General features: G+C 35.2%; 13 protein-coding genes and 3 tRNA genes. 9 read left to right on the forward strand and 7 right to left on the reverse strand.

Annotated features, from left to right (window positions below; all coding sequences use genetic code 11):
- Window positions 1-125: 125 nt before the first annotated feature.
- Window positions 126-365 carry a hypothetical protein gene (locus ACEN2H_RS06420; RefSeq protein WP_441731501.1) on the forward strand — a complete coding sequence of 80 codons (240 nt, stop codon included), beginning with the start codon at window positions 126-128 and terminating at the stop codon, window positions 363-365.
- A gap of 225 nt (window positions 366-590) precedes the next feature.
- On the opposite strand, the gene ACEN2H_RS06425 is transcribed toward ACEN2H_RS06420, so the two are convergent.
- Complete coding sequence (locus tag ACEN2H_RS06425; protein ID WP_441731502.1) at window positions 591-1,655, reverse strand: hypothetical protein; 1,065 nt, start codon at window positions 1,653-1,655, stop codon at window positions 591-593.
- A 249-nt stretch (window positions 1,656-1,904) separates the two neighbouring features.
- On the opposite strand from ACEN2H_RS06425, the gene ACEN2H_RS06430 reads away from it, so the two are divergent.
- The 4 genes from ACEN2H_RS06430 to ACEN2H_RS06445 are packed head-to-tail and all read left to right on the forward strand — an operon-like array spanning window position 1,905 to window position 10,642.
- On the forward strand, window positions 1,905-2,798 hold the full coding sequence (locus ACEN2H_RS06430; RefSeq protein ID WP_441731503.1) for an ABC transporter ATP-binding protein: 894 nt from the start codon (window positions 1,905-1,907) through the stop codon (window positions 2,796-2,798).
- A 59-nt stretch (window positions 2,799-2,857) separates the two neighbouring features.
- Window positions 2,858-3,694, forward strand: a complete 837-nt coding sequence (locus ACEN2H_RS06435) for an ABC transporter permease (protein ID WP_441731504.1) — start codon at window positions 2,858-2,860, stop codon at window positions 3,692-3,694.
- A 15-nt stretch (window positions 3,695-3,709) separates the two neighbouring features.
- A complete protein-coding gene (locus ACEN2H_RS06440; RefSeq protein WP_441731505.1) occupies window positions 3,710-5,575 on the forward strand; it encodes a choice-of-anchor L domain-containing protein in 1,866 nt (621 codons plus the stop codon).
- A gap of 24 nt (window positions 5,576-5,599) precedes the next feature.
- A complete protein-coding gene (locus tag ACEN2H_RS06445; RefSeq protein ID WP_441731506.1) occupies window positions 5,600-10,642 on the forward strand; it encodes a T9SS type B sorting domain-containing protein in 5,043 nt (1,680 codons plus the stop codon).
- A 160-nt stretch (window positions 10,643-10,802) separates the two neighbouring features.
- Here the strand turns inward: ACEN2H_RS06445 and typA are convergent, their stop codons facing one another.
- On the reverse strand, window positions 10,803-12,599 hold the full coding sequence (gene typA / locus ACEN2H_RS06450; RefSeq protein ID WP_441731507.1) for a translational GTPase TypA: 1,797 nt from the start codon (window positions 12,597-12,599) through the stop codon (window positions 10,803-10,805).
- A gap of 168 nt (window positions 12,600-12,767) precedes the next feature.
- On the opposite strand from typA, the gene ACEN2H_RS06455 reads away from it, so the two are divergent.
- Together ACEN2H_RS06455 and ACEN2H_RS06460 are read left to right on the forward strand one after the other, a co-directional pair.
- Window positions 12,768-14,480 (forward strand): PAS domain-containing sensor histidine kinase, encoded by a 1,713-nt coding sequence (locus tag ACEN2H_RS06455; RefSeq protein WP_441731508.1) that lies wholly within the window; start codon window positions 12,768-12,770, stop codon window positions 14,478-14,480.
- A 2-nt stretch (window positions 14,481-14,482) separates the two neighbouring features.
- Entirely contained in the window at window positions 14,483-14,905 is a 423-nt protein-coding gene (locus ACEN2H_RS06460; RefSeq protein ID WP_441731509.1) for a response regulator, read from the forward strand.
- Between the two features lie 181 nt (window positions 14,906-15,086).
- Here ACEN2H_RS06460 and rpsT read toward each other — a convergent pair whose 3' ends face one another.
- The 5 genes from rpsT to proS form a co-directional block, all read right to left on the reverse strand.
- Window positions 15,087-15,338 carry a 30S ribosomal protein S20 gene (gene rpsT, locus ACEN2H_RS06465; RefSeq protein ID WP_441731510.1) on the reverse strand — a complete coding sequence of 84 codons (252 nt, stop codon included), beginning with the start codon at window positions 15,336-15,338 and terminating at the stop codon, window positions 15,087-15,089.
- Window positions 15,339-15,374: 36 nt separating this feature from the next.
- Window positions 15,375-15,446, reverse strand: a tRNA-Glu gene (locus tag ACEN2H_RS06470).
- A gap of 47 nt (window positions 15,447-15,493) precedes the next feature.
- A tRNA-Glu gene (locus ACEN2H_RS06475) sits at window positions 15,494-15,565 on the reverse strand.
- A gap of 46 nt (window positions 15,566-15,611) precedes the next feature.
- A tRNA-Glu gene (locus tag ACEN2H_RS06480) sits at window positions 15,612-15,683 on the reverse strand.
- Between the two features lie 78 nt (window positions 15,684-15,761).
- Complete coding sequence (gene proS / locus ACEN2H_RS06485; protein WP_441731511.1) at window positions 15,762-17,240, reverse strand: proline--tRNA ligase; 1,479 nt, start codon at window positions 17,238-17,240, stop codon at window positions 15,762-15,764.
- Window positions 17,241-17,341: 101 nt separating this feature from the next.
- Here proS and ACEN2H_RS06490 point away from each other — a divergent pair, with 101 nt between their 5' ends.
- Together ACEN2H_RS06490 and ACEN2H_RS06495 are read left to right on the forward strand one after the other, a co-directional pair.
- Complete coding sequence (locus ACEN2H_RS06490; protein WP_441731512.1) at window positions 17,342-18,343, forward strand: hypothetical protein; 1,002 nt, start codon at window positions 17,342-17,344, stop codon at window positions 18,341-18,343.
- 47 nt (window positions 18,344-18,390) lie between these two features.
- Window positions 18,391-19,893, forward strand: a complete 1,503-nt coding sequence (locus tag ACEN2H_RS06495; protein WP_441731513.1) for an OmpP1/FadL family transporter — start codon at window positions 18,391-18,393, stop codon at window positions 19,891-19,893.
- Window positions 19,894-19,900: the final 7 nt, after the last annotated feature.

Raw genomic sequence — 19,900 nt, forward strand, 5'->3', positions numbered from 1 at the left:
AGAATTTTTTTTCTTTTTGTGTCAGTTTTTTTTCGCGTAACATAAAATAAAATGTTTTTTATCGATTAAATTGACTATTTTATCGATAAAAAATATATCTTTAACGTCTTTAAAGCTAACACCTTATGAAAACTAGCGCAACCAAAGAAAAATTTATCTGCAGAAATTTTATTTGCCTTCTTTTTGGACATAAAATACACACGATCAGAACTATTACAAATCATATTAAAGAGTATAAATGTGTACATTGTGGTTTAGAATTAACAAATGATGCAAAAGGGCGAATCACTTTTCTTAGCCCAGAGCTAAAAGAAATAAATGAAACTCTGAAGAACTTTCTTCAAAAAAAGACTCACGCAGATTAATTACTTTTATATGACAATAAAATAATTTGCAAGGTTTTTCTTAATTTTAAAATGCTGCTTCTTATTATCTTTTTCTTTTACTGTTGACTAAATAAAACAAGATGATCCTACTATTAGTAACGCATTTAATTTTATTACTGAAACAGAAGATTAAACAGAAAAAGGAAATAGTCAGAGACTGTAATTAAATCCCAAAAACAGTTACTATTAAGAATATTTTCTAATCTAAAACCCTGGTTTGAATAAATTGGTGTTTTTGAAGTTCCTAGTAACGAATCTAAAAGCGGCAGTTAAAACATTTCCCATTCGTTTAGCATTTTTAAAATTAAGATCGTTTGTGTATTTATATAGGTCCGACTTTAATTGTTCTACATGCTCATCCGGCGCAATAAGGTCCAGCCCCATAATCTTCAATAATCTTTTAATACGAGTTTCGGCAGATAAAATTCTTTTTGCCAGAACTGCACGCTCCTCATTTTTATATTGCTCTATTGAGCTTTCCTGCAATTTATCCTTAACTAATTTCACCATAGGGTAATTCTCCTTAAAAAACTGCGGGCGGTATATCTTGAAGCTTCCTTCATAACATTGCTGATCGAAATCAATCGGACGAATCCTATAAACCACCTGATCAAAATCGTGAATAGGAACAATCACATAATTATAAGATCTCATATCTCCTAGAAGTCGAATCATACAGCGCTCATTAAACTTCACAAATTCTTTTGCTATTTGTGATTTTTCAGTATCGCTACAATCATTGAGGAGTGTTTTTATAAAAACGTCTCCAGGAATACCCATTATATGCTCCTCTACTAAAGTGTTTTCATACACTAAGAAATTTATTTTATCAGGAGACAGGATATGTTCTAATTCAAGTCCATAAACTCTGGAAGCATCTGCTTTCTTTACATAAAAATGAGTGTAATTGTCATTTAAGATGTTTCTTACTTTTATTCGAAAAGGCTTCGAATTTCCAAAAGTGCAATAATCGATTGAATCTACATTCAAAAATTTAATAATATCTAAATTTCCATCTGAGTGCAAAAGAGAGTAGATTTTCTTTAACGTCAAATCTATTTCCTGCCTTTCAAATTCATTGTAATATACACGTATCCATAATGTATCAACTTCTTGCTTATCGTATACATTTATAAAACCCGAAAAACGCAGCAGATCATCATAATAAATAGGCACTTTAGAAATCCGGTCAAATCGCTTTAAATAATCAGAAAGCGAATTATTGATTGGATAACTAGGTTTTTTAAAAAGAACTTCGTCGTCGCTCATGCGTGTTTTATTTTTACTGCAAATTTACATCAATTTATATGCAATGGCAATTAAACGCCAACTTCTCCACACTAATTAGACTTAAAAGCAAACAACTTAATTTTTTTTTCATCAGAGGGACAAACCCACGACCTATTATTCCGAAAATTACCGCTTTAAGCATTAACTGAAATATTAAACTAATTTCCAATTATCAGGAACAAATTCATATCTTGTTGATTCTATAAAAAACACAAAAAATCGAACATTTTGGAAACCATACTTTCAATTAAAAACCTTAACAAGCGTTATGGCAGTTTACAAGCCTTACGGAATGTCTCTTTCGAAATAAAAAAAGGTAATGTTTACGGCATTCTCGGTCCTAATGGAAGCGGCAAGTCCACGACATTGGGAATTGTATTAAATGTAGTGAATAAAACTTCGGGAGAATACAGTTGGTTCGAAGGTAAGATGCAAACCCACGAAGCTTTGCAGAAAGTGGGAGCCATTATCGAAAGGCCCAATTTTTACCCTTATATGACCGCAGAGCAAAACCTAAAGCTGGTATGTAAAATAAAGAATATTAGTTATACTAAAATTCAGGAAAAACTTCATTTGGTAGGTCTAGAGGAAAGAAAAAAAAGCAATTTTAGCTCTTTTTCTTTGGGAATGAAACAACGTCTTGCCATCGCCTCTGCCCTATTGAATGATCCTGAAATATTAATTCTGGACGAACCCACCAATGGTCTAGACCCTCAGGGAATACATCAAATCAGAGACATAGTTAAACAAATCGCTGCTCAAGGAACAACTATTTTACTAGCTTCGCACCTCCTTGACGAGGTAGAGAAAGTATGTTCACATGTATTAGTTTTAAGAAAAGGTACCGTTTTATATTCAGGTACCGTTGACGGCATGTCAGCAAATCAAGACTTCTTTGAACTACAAGCGGATGATACCGAAAAATTAATACTAGTTTTAAAAACACATCCTGCCGTTGAAAGTATAAAGCAGCAAGAACAGAAGGTTTTTGTCTATTTAAAAAGTCCATTAGAAGCGGCGAGTTTGAATAAATTCCTTTTTGAAAACAATCTTAATTTAAGTCATTTAGTAAAACGCAAACACAGTTTAGAGGAACAATTTTTAGAATTGACAAAAAAGTAGTCAACAATTAATCACTTTTAGTCACGGTAAATTAACAAATCCTAACTCCTACATCAAAAATGAAAAGATTACTTTCTATAGAATTGCAAAAAATCTGGATGAATAAAGCAAGTCGCGTGTTGACACTAACTTATTTTATTTTACTTTCATTTATTGCGTTGATTGCATCAATAACGTTTAACATAGGTGTTTTCAAACTCCATCTTTCCGAAATGGGAGTATTTAATTTTCCTTTTATTTGGCATTTTAATACCTATATAGCAGCTTGGTTGAAATTCTTTTTGGCTATTGTTATTGTTTCGATGATGGCAAATGAATACAGCTACGGCACACTAAAACAAAACTTGATTGATGGGATGAGCAAAAAAGAATTCATTCTATCTAAATTTTTGACAGTACTCGCATTTGCTTTTGCCTCTACCGTTTTCGTTTTCGTAATGAGTTTAACTTTAGGCTATAGCTTTTCTTCCTCTACTGAAATGAGTATCGTATTTTCCAAGATGGAGTACCTTTTAGCCTTTTTTATCAAGTTAGTTGGCTTTTTCTCTTTTTGCTTGTTTTTAGGAATATTAGTAAAACGTTCTGCTTTTGCCCTTGGCTTCCTTTTAGTTTGGAACATAATAGAAGGAATTGCAAAAGGTATTTTAAACTTTAAAATTTTTCCTGATAATAATATAGCCGATTCTATTACACAGTTTTTTCCTCTAGAATCAATGTCAAATTTAATAGCGGAACCTTTTTCTAGATTATCCTTGATTAAAACCATCGGAACCCAAATAGGGGTGGATGACGTAAAAGACTTCAATGTACATTATTCATCAATACTTATTGTAGTGGCATGGTCTCTTCTATTCATGTTATTCTCATACAAATTACTTAAAAACAGGGATTTATAGTACCTTTACTTGTCTATGAAACTATTAAAAATAATTTTATTCTACATCTTTGTCTGTTGCTACTCTGTTAGTGCAACCGCTCAGTTTGTTATAGTCGATGATGCGCAAAATGCAGTAGATCTTGCAAGTATATTAACGAATAACGGCTCTTGTGTAGATGTTACCGGAGAAGAAGTGAAAGGCGATACCTTTCCCGGCTCCACAAACAGTTATGGCTCTTTCAGCGCTGGAACAAGTAGTTTTCCCTTTTCGGAAGGTGTTTTGTTAAGCACAGGAAGTGGTAAAAATGCGGAAGGTCCATTTGTAAAAAGCGAAGGTGAGGGAGATTCTTCTTGGTTAGGGGATTCAGATTTGGATCAGGTGTTAGGTATTAATTCAAAAAATGCTACCGTTTTAGAGTTCGATTTTATCCCTTTAACTAATTTCATCAGCTTTGATTACATTTTTGCCTCTAATGAATACCAAGACTACTTTCCTTGCCAATATTCCGATGGATTTGCTTTTTTGATTAAGGAAAATGGTGGTTCTGCAGCTTATAAAAACTTGGCAGTACTCCCAAACACAATTACCCCCGTTTCATCTAAAAATGTACATCCCCTCATCCCTAACTTTACTAGGGCAGACGGAACCACGATAGCAGGATGCCCTGCAGCTAACGAAGAATATTTTGGGCAGTCCAACATAGCATCCACAAATTCAAGCCCTATCAATTACGCTGGCCAAACCACAGTTCTGACAGCGCAAACAGTCGTTCTCGCAGGGAAGTCTTATCATATAAAATTAGTGATAGCAGATGCTGGGCAATTTGGTGCTGAAAATGAACTTTACGATTCTGCGGTCTTCATTAAAGCTGGCAGCTTTGTTTCGAAAATTGATTTAGGTCAAGACAAATTAATCGATACCAATAACCCTGCTTGCTTTGGGGAAACCATCACGCTTTCCTCTAGTCTAACTGGCCCTCACAAATGGACCAGAACTGATTCCAGCGGAACGACAACTCTTCCCGACATAGGTTCTTCCTTGATTGTACAGAAAGAAGGTATTTATAAAGTGGAAGTGCCTGTGGCGGGAACTTGCACAGTAAGTGGCGAAATCAAAATAGAATACGCACCTCAGATAATTTTGAATAATGCTGAACTTATAAAATGTAATGATAACGACGACCCTTCTTTTGATTTGACAGAAACGGAAACCATCATTAAAAATGGGGATTCCAGCTTGACTACTTTCGAATATTACGAAACACAGGCGAGAACTGTTTTATCAAACCCTATTGCAAACCCTACATCATTTGTAAAAACAGCACCAACAGACCAAACCGTTTTTGTAAAAGTGACTAGTGAAACATATGGATGCACTGAAACTGCCGAAATAAACTTGCAAACTATAGCTACTTTTGAATCGATTACTACACCATCAACAAGACCCATTGTAAATGATTTTTCTGGTAATAATAATTCAATCCAGTTGATACCTCCAGCAGATAATGAAACTTACGAATTTTCATTAGACGGAAAGAACTACCAGCTCTCCCCTTTCTTTACTAATCTAGCAGTTGGGAATTACACAGCATTCATTAGGAATGCTGACACTTGTGCTTATCTGACTTATTCTATTTCCATTCTCGATTACCCGAGGTTTTTTACACCAAATGGGGACGGATATAATGATACCTGGAATATAAAAAACCTTGAATTGCTACCTAAATCTACTATTACTATTTATGATCGCTATGGCAAATTATTAAAGCAATTCAACCCTGCGCTTTTTGGATGGAACGGTTCTTTTAATGGGTTTGCATTGCCCTCAGATGATTATTGGTTTTCTTTAAAATTTGAAGGTGGTAAAATCATAAAAGGCCACTTCACTCTCAAAAGATAAGGGATATTTACCTACTTTTAGCCCATGAAAAATGCAATACTTATTTTCTTTACTTTTTTATCGATAAGCTGTTTTGCACAGTTTAGTAAAACGCATTATATACCTCCTTTAACCGCACAAAACAACCTAGCTGAAGATCAATTTATATATATTTCAACACCTAGCAACGCGGACGTCATTGTCAAAATTATTGAAATTGGAGGAAACACAATCACACGAGTCGTTACTAATAGCAAGCCGGAAATTTATCCTATTGGACAAGGGAATGACAGTCGATTATTTATTCCGAAAGCCAGTACAGGTAAAGTAAGTAACAAAGGATATATCATTGAAGCTGATGATTTAATTTATGTCAGTGTACGTGTTAATGCAGGATTTTCAACTTTAAATAACTCATATAATCATGCAGGAGGATTGGTATCAAAAGGAAATAGTGCTCTAGGAAAAGTCTTTAGACTAGGTGCCATGCTAAACCCCCTTTATGATAATTCTTTATTAAATTTTGCTTCTATTCTTTCAACAGAAAATAACACCGCAATAACTATTTCAAACATTCCTGACGGTACAGTTCTTAGCAACGGTACTATAATTAGTGGGGCCATTTCAATAACGTTAAATAAAAATGAAAGTTATGTTTTAGCTCTTGAAAACGATCCAACATCGACTTCTAATAGCTCTAAAATGATTGGAGCTTTGGTCCAATCAGATAAACCGGTAGTCGTCAATTCGGGCTCCTTTTGCGGAAGCAATAGTACGGCTATCGGTAATGTCGCTCCAGGAATAGTCGGTCCAATAGGAAGAGATGTAGGTTTTGATCAAATTGTTCCATTCGAAAAAACGGGTACGGAATACATCTTTGTAAAAGGAGCGGGTACAGATGAACTGGAGCGGGTTATCTTGATTGCTCACAAACCTAATACAATCATTAAAATAAATGACATTTTTAACCCTTTTATAACTCTGATTAATGCGGGAGATTATGTCGCGATTGAAGGAAGCCAATTTAGCAATGGAAATTTATATGTTTCAAGCTCTGAAAAGGTTTTTGCTTACCAGTGTATTGGTGGAAATAGCACTGTTTATTCTCCACCGGCCAATCAAAACATGTTCTTTGTGCCACCCTTAAATTGTGCCACACCTAATACAGTAGACAACATTCCATATATTGAACAAATAGGAAATATAAATTACACTGACGGTAGTTTAAATATCGTAACTGAAACTGGAGCAACTGTATTAATAAACGGTGATCCTGTTACAACTTTACCTATTGCTGTAGATGGAAAGTCTACTTTTGAAAGATATTCGATTCCAATTTCAACGGGAAATATTGCCGTGAAATCAAGCAAGCAGGTTTATGTTTCTTTTTATAGCTCCAATGGAGCTGCTACCTATGGCGGATATTATTCCGGTTTTGATACAAAACCAGAAATCACTTCAGAAATAAGCATTGGTACAACTTCCTCTTGTATTCCTAATGTCATTTTAAAGGTCAGTTCCATCACTGCCTATGATACTTTTGAATGGTCTTTTAACGGTGAACCTATTTCTAATTCGAATTCGAATTCATATATTCCAACTCAACCCGGTTACTATGAGGTAAAAGGGAGCATCACTGGTTGTGATTCCTTTTACTCGGATAAAATACCTGTGAGCAATTGTCCTACGAACATTGATAACGACTTGGCTAATGACAACATTGACATTGACAATGATAATGATGGGATTACAAATTGCACGGAATCCTATGGAAATCAAAACATAGATCTTTCCAATTCTACTGTTGGAACTGTTGCCGTTGGAACTTATTCAAATTCTTTTACCGGATTTACATCAACAAATGGCACGGGTTTACCCACTGGAACATTTACTGGAGGTCTAGACGGTAGTTTTGTTACTGAAATTCTTGCCGGAAAAGACAACAGTGTTACTTATAAGATGACTTTTGCACAGCCTATAAGCTTAGCGGTGGAATACGCAACAACAGCCAGTGCTTCAGATCTTTTGAATGCAAACGCTGAATACATCATAAACTCTGATATAGACAAAACCATTACTGTCCTGAATCCAGATGACCAATTACTGATCGACACCAATTATGACGGAATATACGAGAGTGGAGTAACTGAATTTTCTTCCTTTGAAATACGTTTCAGATTGAAAAGTACCACATCATTACCAGCAGGAACAGGAACTTTTAAATTTTTAACCTATCTCACCAATACGATTCGTTTTACCCATAAAAACCTATCCGATGATACTAAAAACAAATCATCATTTAAATTTTTTGCAGTTTGTATACCTAAAGACTCAGACAGAGATGGAATTTCTGATCAACTAGATAGTGATAGTGATAATGATGGTATTTTAGATGCTATTGAAGCACAAGCAATCGTTTTAGCAAGATTAAATGCCGACACTAATAATGACGGACTTGACAATGCTTTCGAACCTGGACTTACGCCAGTAGATACGGATGGAGACGGTATCACCGACTATCTTGACTTGGACAGTGACAATGATGGTATTCTGGATTCTGTAGAAACGGGAATTGACACCGATTCTGATGGAATACGAAATTATCGCGACTTAGATAGTGACAACGACTTGTGTAACGATGTTATAGAATCTGGATTTACAGATCCTGATGGAGATGGAAAATTTGGAAATTTACCCATAAGCGTCGACCCGAATGGACTTGTAAGTGGTGCACCATATACCATTCCTGATCTCAATTACACTATTTCGGCTCCTATCGTAATAACAACACAACCTGATGCTCCGCCAACTTGTGAATCAAAAAATGCGACAATCACGATAGATGCTAATGGTGATAGCTACCAATGGCAATTATCTACCGATGGTACAACTTGGACAGATATATCTAATACTGCACCGTATTCAAATGCTACAACAAACACCTTGACTATTACAAGCGTTACCAATGCAATGGATGGTTTCAAATATCGCGTGCAACTGAACAAAACGGGAAATTCTTGCGGTTGGGTTTCAGAAAAAACCACATTAACAGTTTATCCTTTACCTGTTGTTAATCCTGTAACTATTATACAATGTGATGATGATTCAGATTTAAAAACATTTTTCAATTTAACAGTGAAAAACGATGTGATTTCTAACAATTTTATAAATGAAAATTTCACATATTACACTTCACAAGCTCAAGCAAATAATCCCTTATCAATTGATCAAATTTCAACACCACTTGCTTTTGAAAATATAAATCCTCCCCTTCCAGCTCTCCAAGGAATAATGGATGTTTGGGCAAGGGTCGCAAATAAAATTACTGGTTGTTTTAGTATTGCCAAATTAACATTAACAGTTGCAGCGTCAAAAATTCCACCAACTTATAACTATATAGTTCCTCCTGTTTGCGATGACACTTTAGCAGCAGATGGAACAGCTACAGCTGACCCTAATACAAACAAAAGAGATGGAATATCAGCTTTTGATTTAACCAATGCAATTAATGACGTAGAATCTCAACTACCTCCCCCATTATCAAATTACACCTTTAAATATTATAGAAACAAAGCAGATGCTTTAGCCCAAAATGACGTTGTTGGAAATTCTTTAGCCATTAAACCTAGTGAATATACTAATTTCAGGAATGACATCCCTAATTCTCAAAATATTTGGGTAAGAGTAAATAATAATTTAACTTCTGATTGCGGTGATGGCTTTGGTGACTTCATTAAACTATCAGTTGAAAAACTACCCTTTGCAAATCCCGTTTCAATTCCACGACAATGTGATGACAACCAAGATGGTATTTTCAATTTCAATACCACCACTTTAGAGTCAACTTTATTAGGAAGCAATCAAACCTATCCGGTCACTGTAACTTATTATGACGCGGCAAACAACCCGTTGAAAGATGCTAATGGAGTCTTGATAACAAGTCCTTTTCCATCAACCTTCATAACTTCTTCCCAAACCATAAAAGCCGTTGTAATAAACAACACAGCCCAAAGCTGTTTTGATGAAACAACCATTCAGTTTATTGTTGATGATTTGCCGCAAGCATTCGCAGTTCCAGCTGCGCTGACAACGACTTGTGATGACGAGATAAATCCATTAGTACAAGATGGCAAGATGGCATTTGATACGTCAACGTTTCAAAACACAATTTTGAATGGACAAACAGGAATGATTGTAACTTATACTTTACAAAACGGAACTGTACTTGCAACTTTAGCAGGAACTTTTACAACAGAAACTCAAAATGTGTTGGTAACAGTAACGAATCCATTAAATCCATCTTGTCCCGCGACGACTACTTTAAACTTTATAGTAAATCCGTTGCCCCGTATTAATATTAATGCAAATGGTGACGATGATGAATTAGTTTGCTCCAATCTTCCTACATTCTTTGTAAAACTAGATGCGGGAATTCAAGATAACTCGCCTACAAGCAATTATACTTATTTATGGTCTAAAGACGGAATTGTTTTGCCTAGTCAAATTGCTTACGAATTAGATGTAAACACAGAAGGAACATATACTGTTGATGTAAAAAACATTTCTGATTGCAGTAGAATTCGAACCATCAAAGTAACCGCTTCTGACGTGGCGCGCATTACAGATATCACCATTGTTGATCTAACAGATATAAATTCAGTTACTGTAAATGTTACTGGTTCTGGTAAATATGAATATAGTTTGGACGATCCATACGGACCTTTCCAATCATCTAATTTTTTTGACAATGTTCCTGCAGGAATACACGAAGTATTTGTTAACGACGAAAATGGATGCGGCATTACGAGCCAAAGTATTGCGATACTTGGAGCGCCGAAATTTTTTACACCAAATGGAGATGGTTTTAATGATTTTTGGAATATAAAAGGCGTTAATGCAAACTTCAATTCAAAATCAGTCGTCTATATATTTGATAGATATGGGAAATTAATAACTAAAATCGACACTAACAGTGAAGGTTGGGATGGTACTTTCAACGGCCAGCCTTTAGTTGCTGATGATTATTGGTATGCGGTAAGGTTAGAAGACGGTAGAGAAGCCAAGGGACACTTCAGTTTAAAGAGATAATAGTTATATACAAAACACTTATTTCCCGTGCTTTTTAGCTTTTTTACCGACAACTAAATTATTAAAAAGAATGCTTTATAACCAACCACGTAAAACACTCAAAAATAAAGGTATAAAAAAAGCCATTCTTTCGAATGGCTTTTACTATGTATAAATAAAATTAGATTTTAAATCTTTTTCTATCAGTCTCTGTCAAATAAATTTTTCTCAAACGAATAGATTTCGGTGTAACCTCAACATATTCATCTTTTTGAATGTACTCTAAAGCCTCTTCTAATGAGAAAATAATCGGAGGAATAATCCTTGCCTTCTCATCATTTCCAGAAGAACGAACGTTAGACTGCTTCTTAGCTTTAGTTACGTTTACACTCATATCATCGCTACGAGAATTCTCTCCAATTACTTGACCTTCGTAAATTTCATCATTAGGATTAACGAAGAACTTACCACGATCTTGTAATTTATCGATAGAATAAGGAATTGCTTTTCCATTTTCCATAGAAATTAAAGAACCATTGTTACGTCCAGGAATTGCTCCTTTAAATGGCTCGTATCCAATATAACGGTGAGACATAATAGCCTCTCCAGCTGTAGCTGTAAGCAATTGATTACGCAGTCCGATGATTCCACGAGATGGAATATTGAATTTTATGATCATACGCTCACCTTTACCTTCCATACTCAACATTTCACCTTTACGGATAGTAACAAACTCTACCGCTCTACCAGAAAGATTTTCTGGTAAATCAATAGTTAGCTCTTCTATTGGTTCACACTTTTTACCATCAATTTCTTTGATAATAACTTGTGGTTGACCGATTTGTAATTCATATCCTTCTCTTCTCATAGTTTCAATAAGAACAGACAAGTGAAGTACACCACGTCCAAAAACCATAAACTTATCAGCTGAATCAGTTTCACCCAATTTCATTGCTAAGTTTTTCTCTAATTCTTTTGTCAAACGATCTCTAATATGACGTGAAGTTACAAATTTACCCTCTTTACCAAAGAAAGGAGAGTCATTAATTGTAAACAACATGCTCATTGTTGGCTCATCAATAGTAATTGTTTGTAACGCTTCAGGATTTTCAAAATCGGCGATAGTATCTCCAATTTCAAAACCTTCTACTCCAACAATCGCACAAATATCTCCAGCAATTACTTCTTGAACTTTTTTACGACCTAAGCCTTCAAAAGTATGTAATTCCTTAATACGTGATTTTATTATTACACCATCTCTTTTACACAAAGAAATTGGCATTCCTTCTCTTAAAACACCTCTCTCAAGACGACCAATAGCGATACGACCTGTAAACGCTGAGAAGTCTAACGAAGTGATTAACATCTGTGGGGTTCCTTCAGAAACTTTTGGGGCTGGAACATTTTCAATAACCATATCTAATAATGCTTCAACATTATCAGTTACGTTTTCCCAATGATCAGACATCCAGTTGTTTTTAGCTGAACCGTATACAGTTGGAAAATCTAACTGCCACTCTTCTGCTCCTAATTCGAACATTAAGTCAAAAACTTTTTCATGAACTTCTTCAGGAGTACAGTTTTCTTTGTCAACTTTATTTATAACAACGCATGGTTTCAAACCAAGATCTAGAGCCTTTTGTAACACAAAACGCGTCTGTGGCATCGGCCCTTCAAAAGCATCTACTAGTAGACAAACTCCATCAGCCATGTTCAACACACGCTCTACCTCTCCACCGAAATCGGCGTGACCAGGGGTATCAATAATGTTGATTTTTGTTCCTTTGTAAACTACAGAAACGTTTTTTGAAGTAATTGTAATACCTCTTTCACGCTCTAAGTCGTTGTTGTCAAGAATTAGATCACCTGTGTTTTGATTGTCACGAAATAACTGACAGTGATACATAATTTTATCAACCAAAGTTGTTTTACCGTGATCGACGTGGGCAATAATTGCAATGTTTCTAATAGATTCCATCTGTGATTTTTAATGGCTGCAAAGGTACACTTTATTTTGATATAAAAAATCTTTCTGTAATAGTTTACAGATTGTTGCTTTGTCATAGAGCTAAATTGCTAAAAAAACAGCTACAAATTATGCATATGGCCTGTTTTATAATTGATAATATTTAATTACATTTGAGTAATGAAAAACAAATCCAATCAAATAACCATTATTTACCTAGTTATCGCATTGTTTGTGGCTATTGTTTTCCATAAAACCTTGCTAAAGTTCTCTTTAGTAGAAAACTACCCACTATACGGTTTTTTAAAAGACATTACCTTAATCCTATGTACCGGAATAGCATACAGATATATTTTATCCAAAAACCAAAACCAAGATAAAAAAGTGCTCGAAAAACTTCAGAGCACAAACAACGCGATAAAAGAATCGAATGAAAAATACGATATTGTAGCTAAAGCTACTAGCGATACTATATGGGATTGGAAAATACAGGAAGACAAACTATTCTGGAATAAGGGAATAAAAGCTATTTTTGGCTACGACGAAAACCAGGTTGGTGACAGTTCAAAATGGTGGTTTGACAACATTCATCCTGAAGATAGTATTAAAATGTCAATCAAACTATACTCGTTTATTGAGCAAAAAACTAGTAACTGGCAAGACGAATACCGGTTTAAGTGCGCAGACAACTCCTATAAGTACGTGCTCGACAGAGGATTCCTCTTGAAAGACGCAAACGGTAAAGCCATTAGAATGATAGGCGCTATCCAAGACATAACAAAGCAAAAAGAAGAAGAGTTACGTCTTAAATTATTAGAAACAGTGATTGTACAAACCAAAGATTCCATAATCATTACCGAAGCCGACTTCAACAATCGCCAGCTACCGAAAATAGTATACGTAAACCCCGCTTTTTCAGTAATGACCGGTTATGAACCAAATGAAATCATAGGGCAATCCCCTGATATGCTCAAAGGACCAAATTCAGATATAAATGATATAAAAAAAATAATTACAGCCCTAACAAACAGGGAAGAAAGCCTGATCGAAATGATCAGTTATAAAAAAAATAAAGAACAATTCTGGTTACGGTTTTCTATGATTCCTGTTTATAATTCAGAGAACGAACTATCCCATTGGGTATCCATACAAAGGGATGTTTCTGATGAGAAAAAACAAGAAAAAGAAAAGGAGCAACTTATTAGGGAACTTACAAAAAACAACAAAGACTTAAAAGAGTTTTCTTATATCACATCACACAACCTCAGAGCTCCTATATCTAATTTAACGGGGCTTTTAAGTCTTATCGAAGACATACCTATTGAAAACTCAGAATTAAAAGAAATTTTGTTTGGTTTTGATAAATCGACGCATTTACTAAATGAAACCATTAATGACTTAACGAAAGTAATGATAATCAAAGACAACCTCTCTATTAAAAAAGAGGACCTATTATTAAAAGACGTTTTTGAAGATGTTTTTAGCCAACTTTCGTTTCAAATTGATCTACATAAGCCTATATTACAAATTGATTTTGAACAAGTCTCCGTTTTAAACATAAACAAGACCTATATTGAAAGCATTTTATTGAACCTTTTAACAAATGCGCTAAAATACAGAGCAGAAAGTAAAACCCTAAAAATAACGATTAATGCAAGTCAAAATAACGATTCCACAACTCTCGTTTTTAAAGACAATGGTATCGGAATCGATTTAGAAAGAAATCGAGATAAAATATTTGGGCTATACCAGAGGTTTCATGATTACCCCGACAGCAAAGGCTTAGGCCTATATCTTGTGAAATCGCAGGTGGAAGCTATGAATGGAACTATTAGCATTGAAAGCAAAGTCAATAAAGGAACAACATTTACTTTAATATTTAAAAATAGATAAAAATGCTCGATCTAATTTTATGCGTCGATGACGATCCCATAACACTTATGCTGTGCAAAAAAGTAATTATAAAGAATTTGTTTTCAAATGAAATAATTACAGCACAAAACGGAGAGAAAGCGATTAACTACTTTGACGAAGTTAGAAGGTCAACTGCTGAAGCAATCCCACATAAACTGCCACAGCTAATTTTTTTAGACTTAAACATGCCTGTAATGGGTGGATGGGAATTCTTGGAATGTTTTAGTAGTTTCGAATATTCTGACTTTAATAAGATAAAGGTGGTTCTCCTTTCTTCAACTATAGATCCTGAAGACTTTGAAAAAGCAAAAAAATATCCTATGGTCATTGATTTTCTCTCTAAACCTATAAGTGTGTCAATGCTGGACAATCTACGCGCTAAAATGCACGATAAGCTACTGTAATAGAAAGGAAAATGGCAGATCCCCTTCATAAAAATAATATTATTTAAAAGATAAACTTAGATAGTTGTCATCAGCGGAATAACTCAACGCTTTATAAAAGTTTAAGTTTTAAAAAAGAATGAAACATAAAAAAAGCTCCTTTAAAGGAGCTTTTTTTTATAGAATCAATAAAATGTAAATATTACAATTTAGCAACAAATTTTGTCAATTTAGATTTTAAATTAGACGCCTTGTTATCATGAATGATATTCTTTTTAGCTAACTTGTCAATCATAGATATAACGTTTGACAATTTAGATGTAGCGTCTACTTTATCAGTTGCTATTCTTAATGCTTTTATCGCATTACGAGTAGTTTTATGTTGGTATCTATTTAATACTCTTTTCGTTTCGTTACTTCTAATTCTTTTTAGAGCTGATTTATGATTTGCCATTTTATTATATTTTTATCTTTTACTATTCTTTTTTTGTAGTCCGTAAGGGAATCGAACCCCTGTTACCAAGACGAAATCTTGGCGTCCTAACCCCTAGACGAACGGACCATTATCCTTCTAAGTTAGTTATCAATCTAAATCTTAGATTAATTTTGTAGCCCGTAGCGGAATCGAACCGCTCTTACATGGATGAAAACCATGCGTCCTAACCGATAGACGAACGGGCCTTTTTCCCTCTAAGTTCGGGATAACTTTAAATTGCAAAAAAAATAGTAGCCCGTAGCGGAATCGAACCGCTCTTACATGGATGAAAACCATGCGTCCTAACCGATAGACGAACGGGCCCTGCTTCTCTAATGCGGATGCAAAAATACAACTATTTTTGAAACGCACAATAGTAGATGCGAAAAAATTTATTTATTTTTAATATGCCTTAGCAAACAAGACTCTCCCTACGGACTGACCCCCAGTAAATATACAGCTTCCAGCCTCTTCTACCCTAGATAAAGGGATACATCTTATAGTAGCTTTAGTCAGATCTTTTATCTTCTCTTCGGTAGCTGCAGTTCCATCCCAATGTGCTGATACAAAACCTCCTTTGTCATTTAAAATGCTTTTGAATTCTTCAAAACTGTTCACTTCTGTAATGTGATTATCTCTATAATCTAAGGCCTTATTAAATAAATCTTCTTGAATTTCAGCTAACAAATCTCTAATATAAGCTGCAATTCCATCTTTAGGCTTTACTTCTTTTGTTAGAATGTCCCTTCGAGCAACTTCAAAAGTTCCGTTTTCCAAATCTTTAGGTCCCACCGCAATTCGTACAGGAACTCCTTTTAATTCCCACTCTGCAAATTTAAACCCTGGCTTTTGCGTTGTTCTATTATCATACTTAACAGAGACATTCATTTTTTTCAATTCAGCTACTAGTACATTTACTTCAGCTGTTATCTCATCTAATTGCTCATCTGTTTTATGAATTGGCACAATAACTACTTGTATCGGAGCCAAATTTGGAGGCAAAACCAATCCTTTATCATCTGAATGCGTCATTACTAAAGCGCCCATTAATCGGGTAGAAACTCCCCATGAGGTTCCCCAAACGTATTCTTGCTTCCCTTCAGCATTCGCAAATTTTACGTCGAATGCTTTTGCAAAATTCTGACCTAAAAAATGAGACGTCCCAGCCTGAAGCGCTTTTCCATCTTGCATCAATGCTTCAATACAATATGTTTCCTCAGCACCCGCGAACCGTTCCGTCTCTGTTTTTATTCCTTTCACGACAGGAATAGCCATAAAATTTTCTGCAAATTCAGCATATACGTTCATCATCTTTTCAGATTCTTCTATAGCTTCATCTCTCGTTGCATGTGCTGTATGTCCTTCTTGCCATAAAAACTCAGCAGTTCTCAAGAACAAACGCGTCCTCATTTCCCAACGAACCACATTGGCCCATTGGTTAATTAACAAAGGTAAATCCCTATAAGATTGCACCCATCCTTTGTAAGTGGACCAAATAATAGCTTCACTCGTAGGACGAACAATAAGCTCCTCCTCCAGTTTCGCATTGGGGTCTACCATTAATTTTCCAGGTTTGTCTGGATCATTTTTTAGTCTGTAATGCGTCACGATGGCACATTCTTTCGCAAATCCTTCCGCATTCTTTTCTTCTGCTTCAAACATACTTTTAGGGACAAATAAAGGAAAATAGGCGTTTTCGTGTCCCGTTTCTTTAAACATTCGGTCTAATTCTGCTTGCATTTTCTCCCAAATAGCATAACCGTACGGTTTTATAACCATACAGCCTCTAACTCCTGAATTTTCAGCTAAATCAGCTTTAACAACCAGTTCATTATACCATTTTGAATAATCTTCTGATCTTGTAGTAAGGTTCTTACTCATATTGAATAGTTTGGCACAAATTTTGCATTATTTTATTTAACTAAATAGTTCGACAAAACTAACTATTTTTGTAGTGTGCAACAATAAAAAACCTTACAGATATGAAAACTAATATATTTTTGTCCAAAAAAACTTCGTTTATCCCTATAATTGGAATATTAAGCTTTTTGATGGCATCCTGTGGATCCTATCAAAACAGATCCTACTATGATAATGACGGAATCTACGGTAATACTTCAAACCAAACTACCGAAAGAAAACCACAAAACAACGCAGACAATCAATATGCAAGCTATTTTAATTCTCTACAGAACAATGAATCTACTGAGATCTTTACAGATGTAGATACTTATTATGATTACGATGTACAAAATGATACTCTTCAGGAAAACTTTACTGCCTACCCTGGATGGGGAGGAAATGCCCAGACTGTAAATATCTATAACGACGGATGGGGAATGAATAACTGGTACGGAAACAATTGGGGAATGAACAATTGGTACGGAAACAACTGGGGTTTTAATGGTGGTTTTGGCTGGGGTATGAATATTGGCTTTGGATGGAATAACTGGTATGGAAATAACTGGTACGGAAATGGTTGGTACGGAAACGGTTGGGCAAATTATGGATACAATTATAGTAACCGTGATTATTCATACAATCCAAGCAGAAGAGGTTCTTCTTCATCCTACTCAAATTCTGTAAACACAAATAGAAACTTCAGCGCAAGAAACGATTCTCAAAACAGAACGAATACTAGTAGGACTTCAAGTACTTTTGACAATAGAAGAAGTTCTCTTAACAATAATACTTCAAGGAATAGCCCTACTTTTACTAGAAGAAGTTCTATAAATAATAATAATAATAGTACCTCAAGGAACAGTCCGACTTTTACTAGAAGAAGTCAGTCCCAAAATCCATCATATAATACTCCGACTAGAAGAGAAAACACAAACACTAGCAGACAAATAAATTCAAATAATAGCCAAAACAGCTATTCCCCTTCAAGATCGATTAACTCTTCCAATAGCGGAAGGTCATCAAGCGCAGGCGGAGGAAACTCTAGAGGAGGCGGAAGTTCTAGAGGTGGTGGAAGAAGATAAGTTAACTCTTGTTATCAAATTATATAAAACACTAAAATTGTATCAAAATGAAAAAATATCTGTTTTTATTATTTACCAGTTTAAGCTTTTGCATAGCCCAGTCGCAAGAGATAGCAGATGCAATGCGCTATTCGCAAGATAACTTGAATGGGACTGCACGTTTCAAGGCTATGAGTGGCGCTTTTGGAGCGCTTGGAGGCGACTTTTCCTCCATCGGTATAAACCCAGCTGGTTCAGCTGTTTTTTTAAACAATCAGTTTGGAATAACGGTAACCAATAGCGACATAAAAAACAATTCTAATTATTTCGGAACGCCCACTACAGAAAAAGACAACTCCTTTGATCTAAATCAAGCTGGAGGAGTTTTTGTGTTTAACAATAGGAATTTAAATAGTAATTGGAAAAAGTTTTCATTAGCAGTAAACTATGAAAGCACTAACAATTACAACAATTCAACATTTTCTGCAGGAACTAACCCCAATAATTCAGTCGCTAATTATTTCCTGAGTTATGCAAATGGCGTTCCGCTAAATATCCTTGAAGAGTCCTTTTATGATAATTTAGATAGCGGCACGCAACAAGCTTTTTTAGGATATCAAGGATATGTCATTAATCCCGTAAGTACGGACGCAAATAATACACAATACACGTCCAATGTTGCCGAAGGCGGAAACTATTATCAAGAAAACGCCTCATATTCTTCTGGTTACAGCGGGAAGCTATCCTTTAATGCCGCAACCTCTTACAAAGACAAATTATATATAGGAATCAATCTCAACTCCCATTTTACGGATTTCAGACGATCATCTGTCTTTTATGAAGATAACAATAACCCATTAAACGCCGATGATAAAGTAACTAGATTACAATTTAACAATGACCTGTACACCTACGGAACTGGTTTTTCTTTTCAATTGGGTGCGATTGCAAAAGTAACCAATGAGGTTAGGTTGGGACTCGCTTATGAATCTTCGACATGGTATAATTTGAGTGATGAGTTTTCCCAAAAACTAGTTACAGTGCTTAGTAACGTTGATGGTGATTTGCCGCAGGATGTAATTGACCCGCGAGTAACCAATATATATCCGCCCTATAAGTTACAAACGCCAAGCAAAGTAACCGGAAGCTTTGCCTATATTTTTGGAACTTCGGGACTAATAAGCATTGATTACGCCATAAAAAACTATGGGAATACCAAATTCAAGCCCGAAAACGACAACTATTTCAGCTCCTTAAATGCTAACGTAAGTAATACCCTAGACAACTCAGGTGAGTTAAGAATCGGCGGAGAATATAAAATTGACAAACTGAGTTTACGAGCAGGATACCGTTACGAACAAAGCCCCTATAAAAACTCGACGACAATAGGTGATTTGACCGGATATTCAACAGGTTTAGGATATAACTTTGGTTCGACAAAAGTGGATTTGGCTTACGGTTATGCAAAAAGGGATTTGGAACAAGGCTTTTTCTCCAGAGGGTTAACCGATGGACCGAAAATCAATTCCATCAACAATACGGTCTCGTTGACTTTGTTGTTTGAATTATAGGTTTCAG

Origin of the sequence: Flavobacterium sp. W22_SRS_FP1, from assembly GCF_052113685.1 — a bacterium.
In the GTDB taxonomy this organism is placed as follows: Bacteria; Bacteroidota; Bacteroidia; order Flavobacteriales; family Flavobacteriaceae; genus Flavobacterium.

What these genes read in the sequence shown, in the direction of transcription:
- ACEN2H_RS06420 (WP_441731501.1), top strand. Translation starts at nt 126, where the DNA reads ATGAAAACTAGCGCAACCAAAGAAAAATTTATCTGCAGAAATTTTATT.
- ACEN2H_RS06425 (WP_441731502.1), bottom strand. Translation starts at nt 1,655, where the DNA reads ATGAGCGACGACGAAGTTCTTTTTAAAAAACCTAGTTATCCAATCAAT.
- ACEN2H_RS06435 (WP_441731504.1), top strand. Translation starts at nt 2,858, where the DNA reads ATGAAAAGATTACTTTCTATAGAATTGCAAAAAATCTGGATGAATAAA.
- ACEN2H_RS06440 (WP_441731505.1), top strand. Translation starts at nt 3,710, where the DNA reads ATGAAACTATTAAAAATAATTTTATTCTACATCTTTGTCTGTTGCTAC.
- ACEN2H_RS06445 (WP_441731506.1), top strand. Translation starts at nt 5,600, where the DNA reads ATGAAAAATGCAATACTTATTTTCTTTACTTTTTTATCGATAAGCTGT.
- typA (WP_441731507.1), bottom strand. Translation starts at nt 12,599, where the DNA reads ATGGAATCTATTAGAAACATTGCAATTATTGCCCACGTCGATCACGGT.
- ACEN2H_RS06455 (WP_441731508.1), top strand. Translation starts at nt 12,768, where the DNA reads ATGAAAAACAAATCCAATCAAATAACCATTATTTACCTAGTTATCGCA.
- ACEN2H_RS06460 (WP_441731509.1), top strand. Translation starts at nt 14,483, where the DNA reads ATGCTCGATCTAATTTTATGCGTCGATGACGATCCCATAACACTTATG.
- rpsT (WP_441731510.1), bottom strand. Translation starts at nt 15,338, where the DNA reads ATGGCAAATCATAAATCAGCTCTAAAAAGAATTAGAAGTAACGAAACG.
- proS (WP_441731511.1), bottom strand. Translation starts at nt 17,240, where the DNA reads ATGAGTAAGAACCTTACTACAAGATCAGAAGATTATTCAAAATGGTAT.
- ACEN2H_RS06490 (WP_441731512.1), top strand. Translation starts at nt 17,342, where the DNA reads ATGAAAACTAATATATTTTTGTCCAAAAAAACTTCGTTTATCCCTATA.
- ACEN2H_RS06495 (WP_441731513.1), top strand. Translation starts at nt 18,391, where the DNA reads ATGAAAAAATATCTGTTTTTATTATTTACCAGTTTAAGCTTTTGCATA.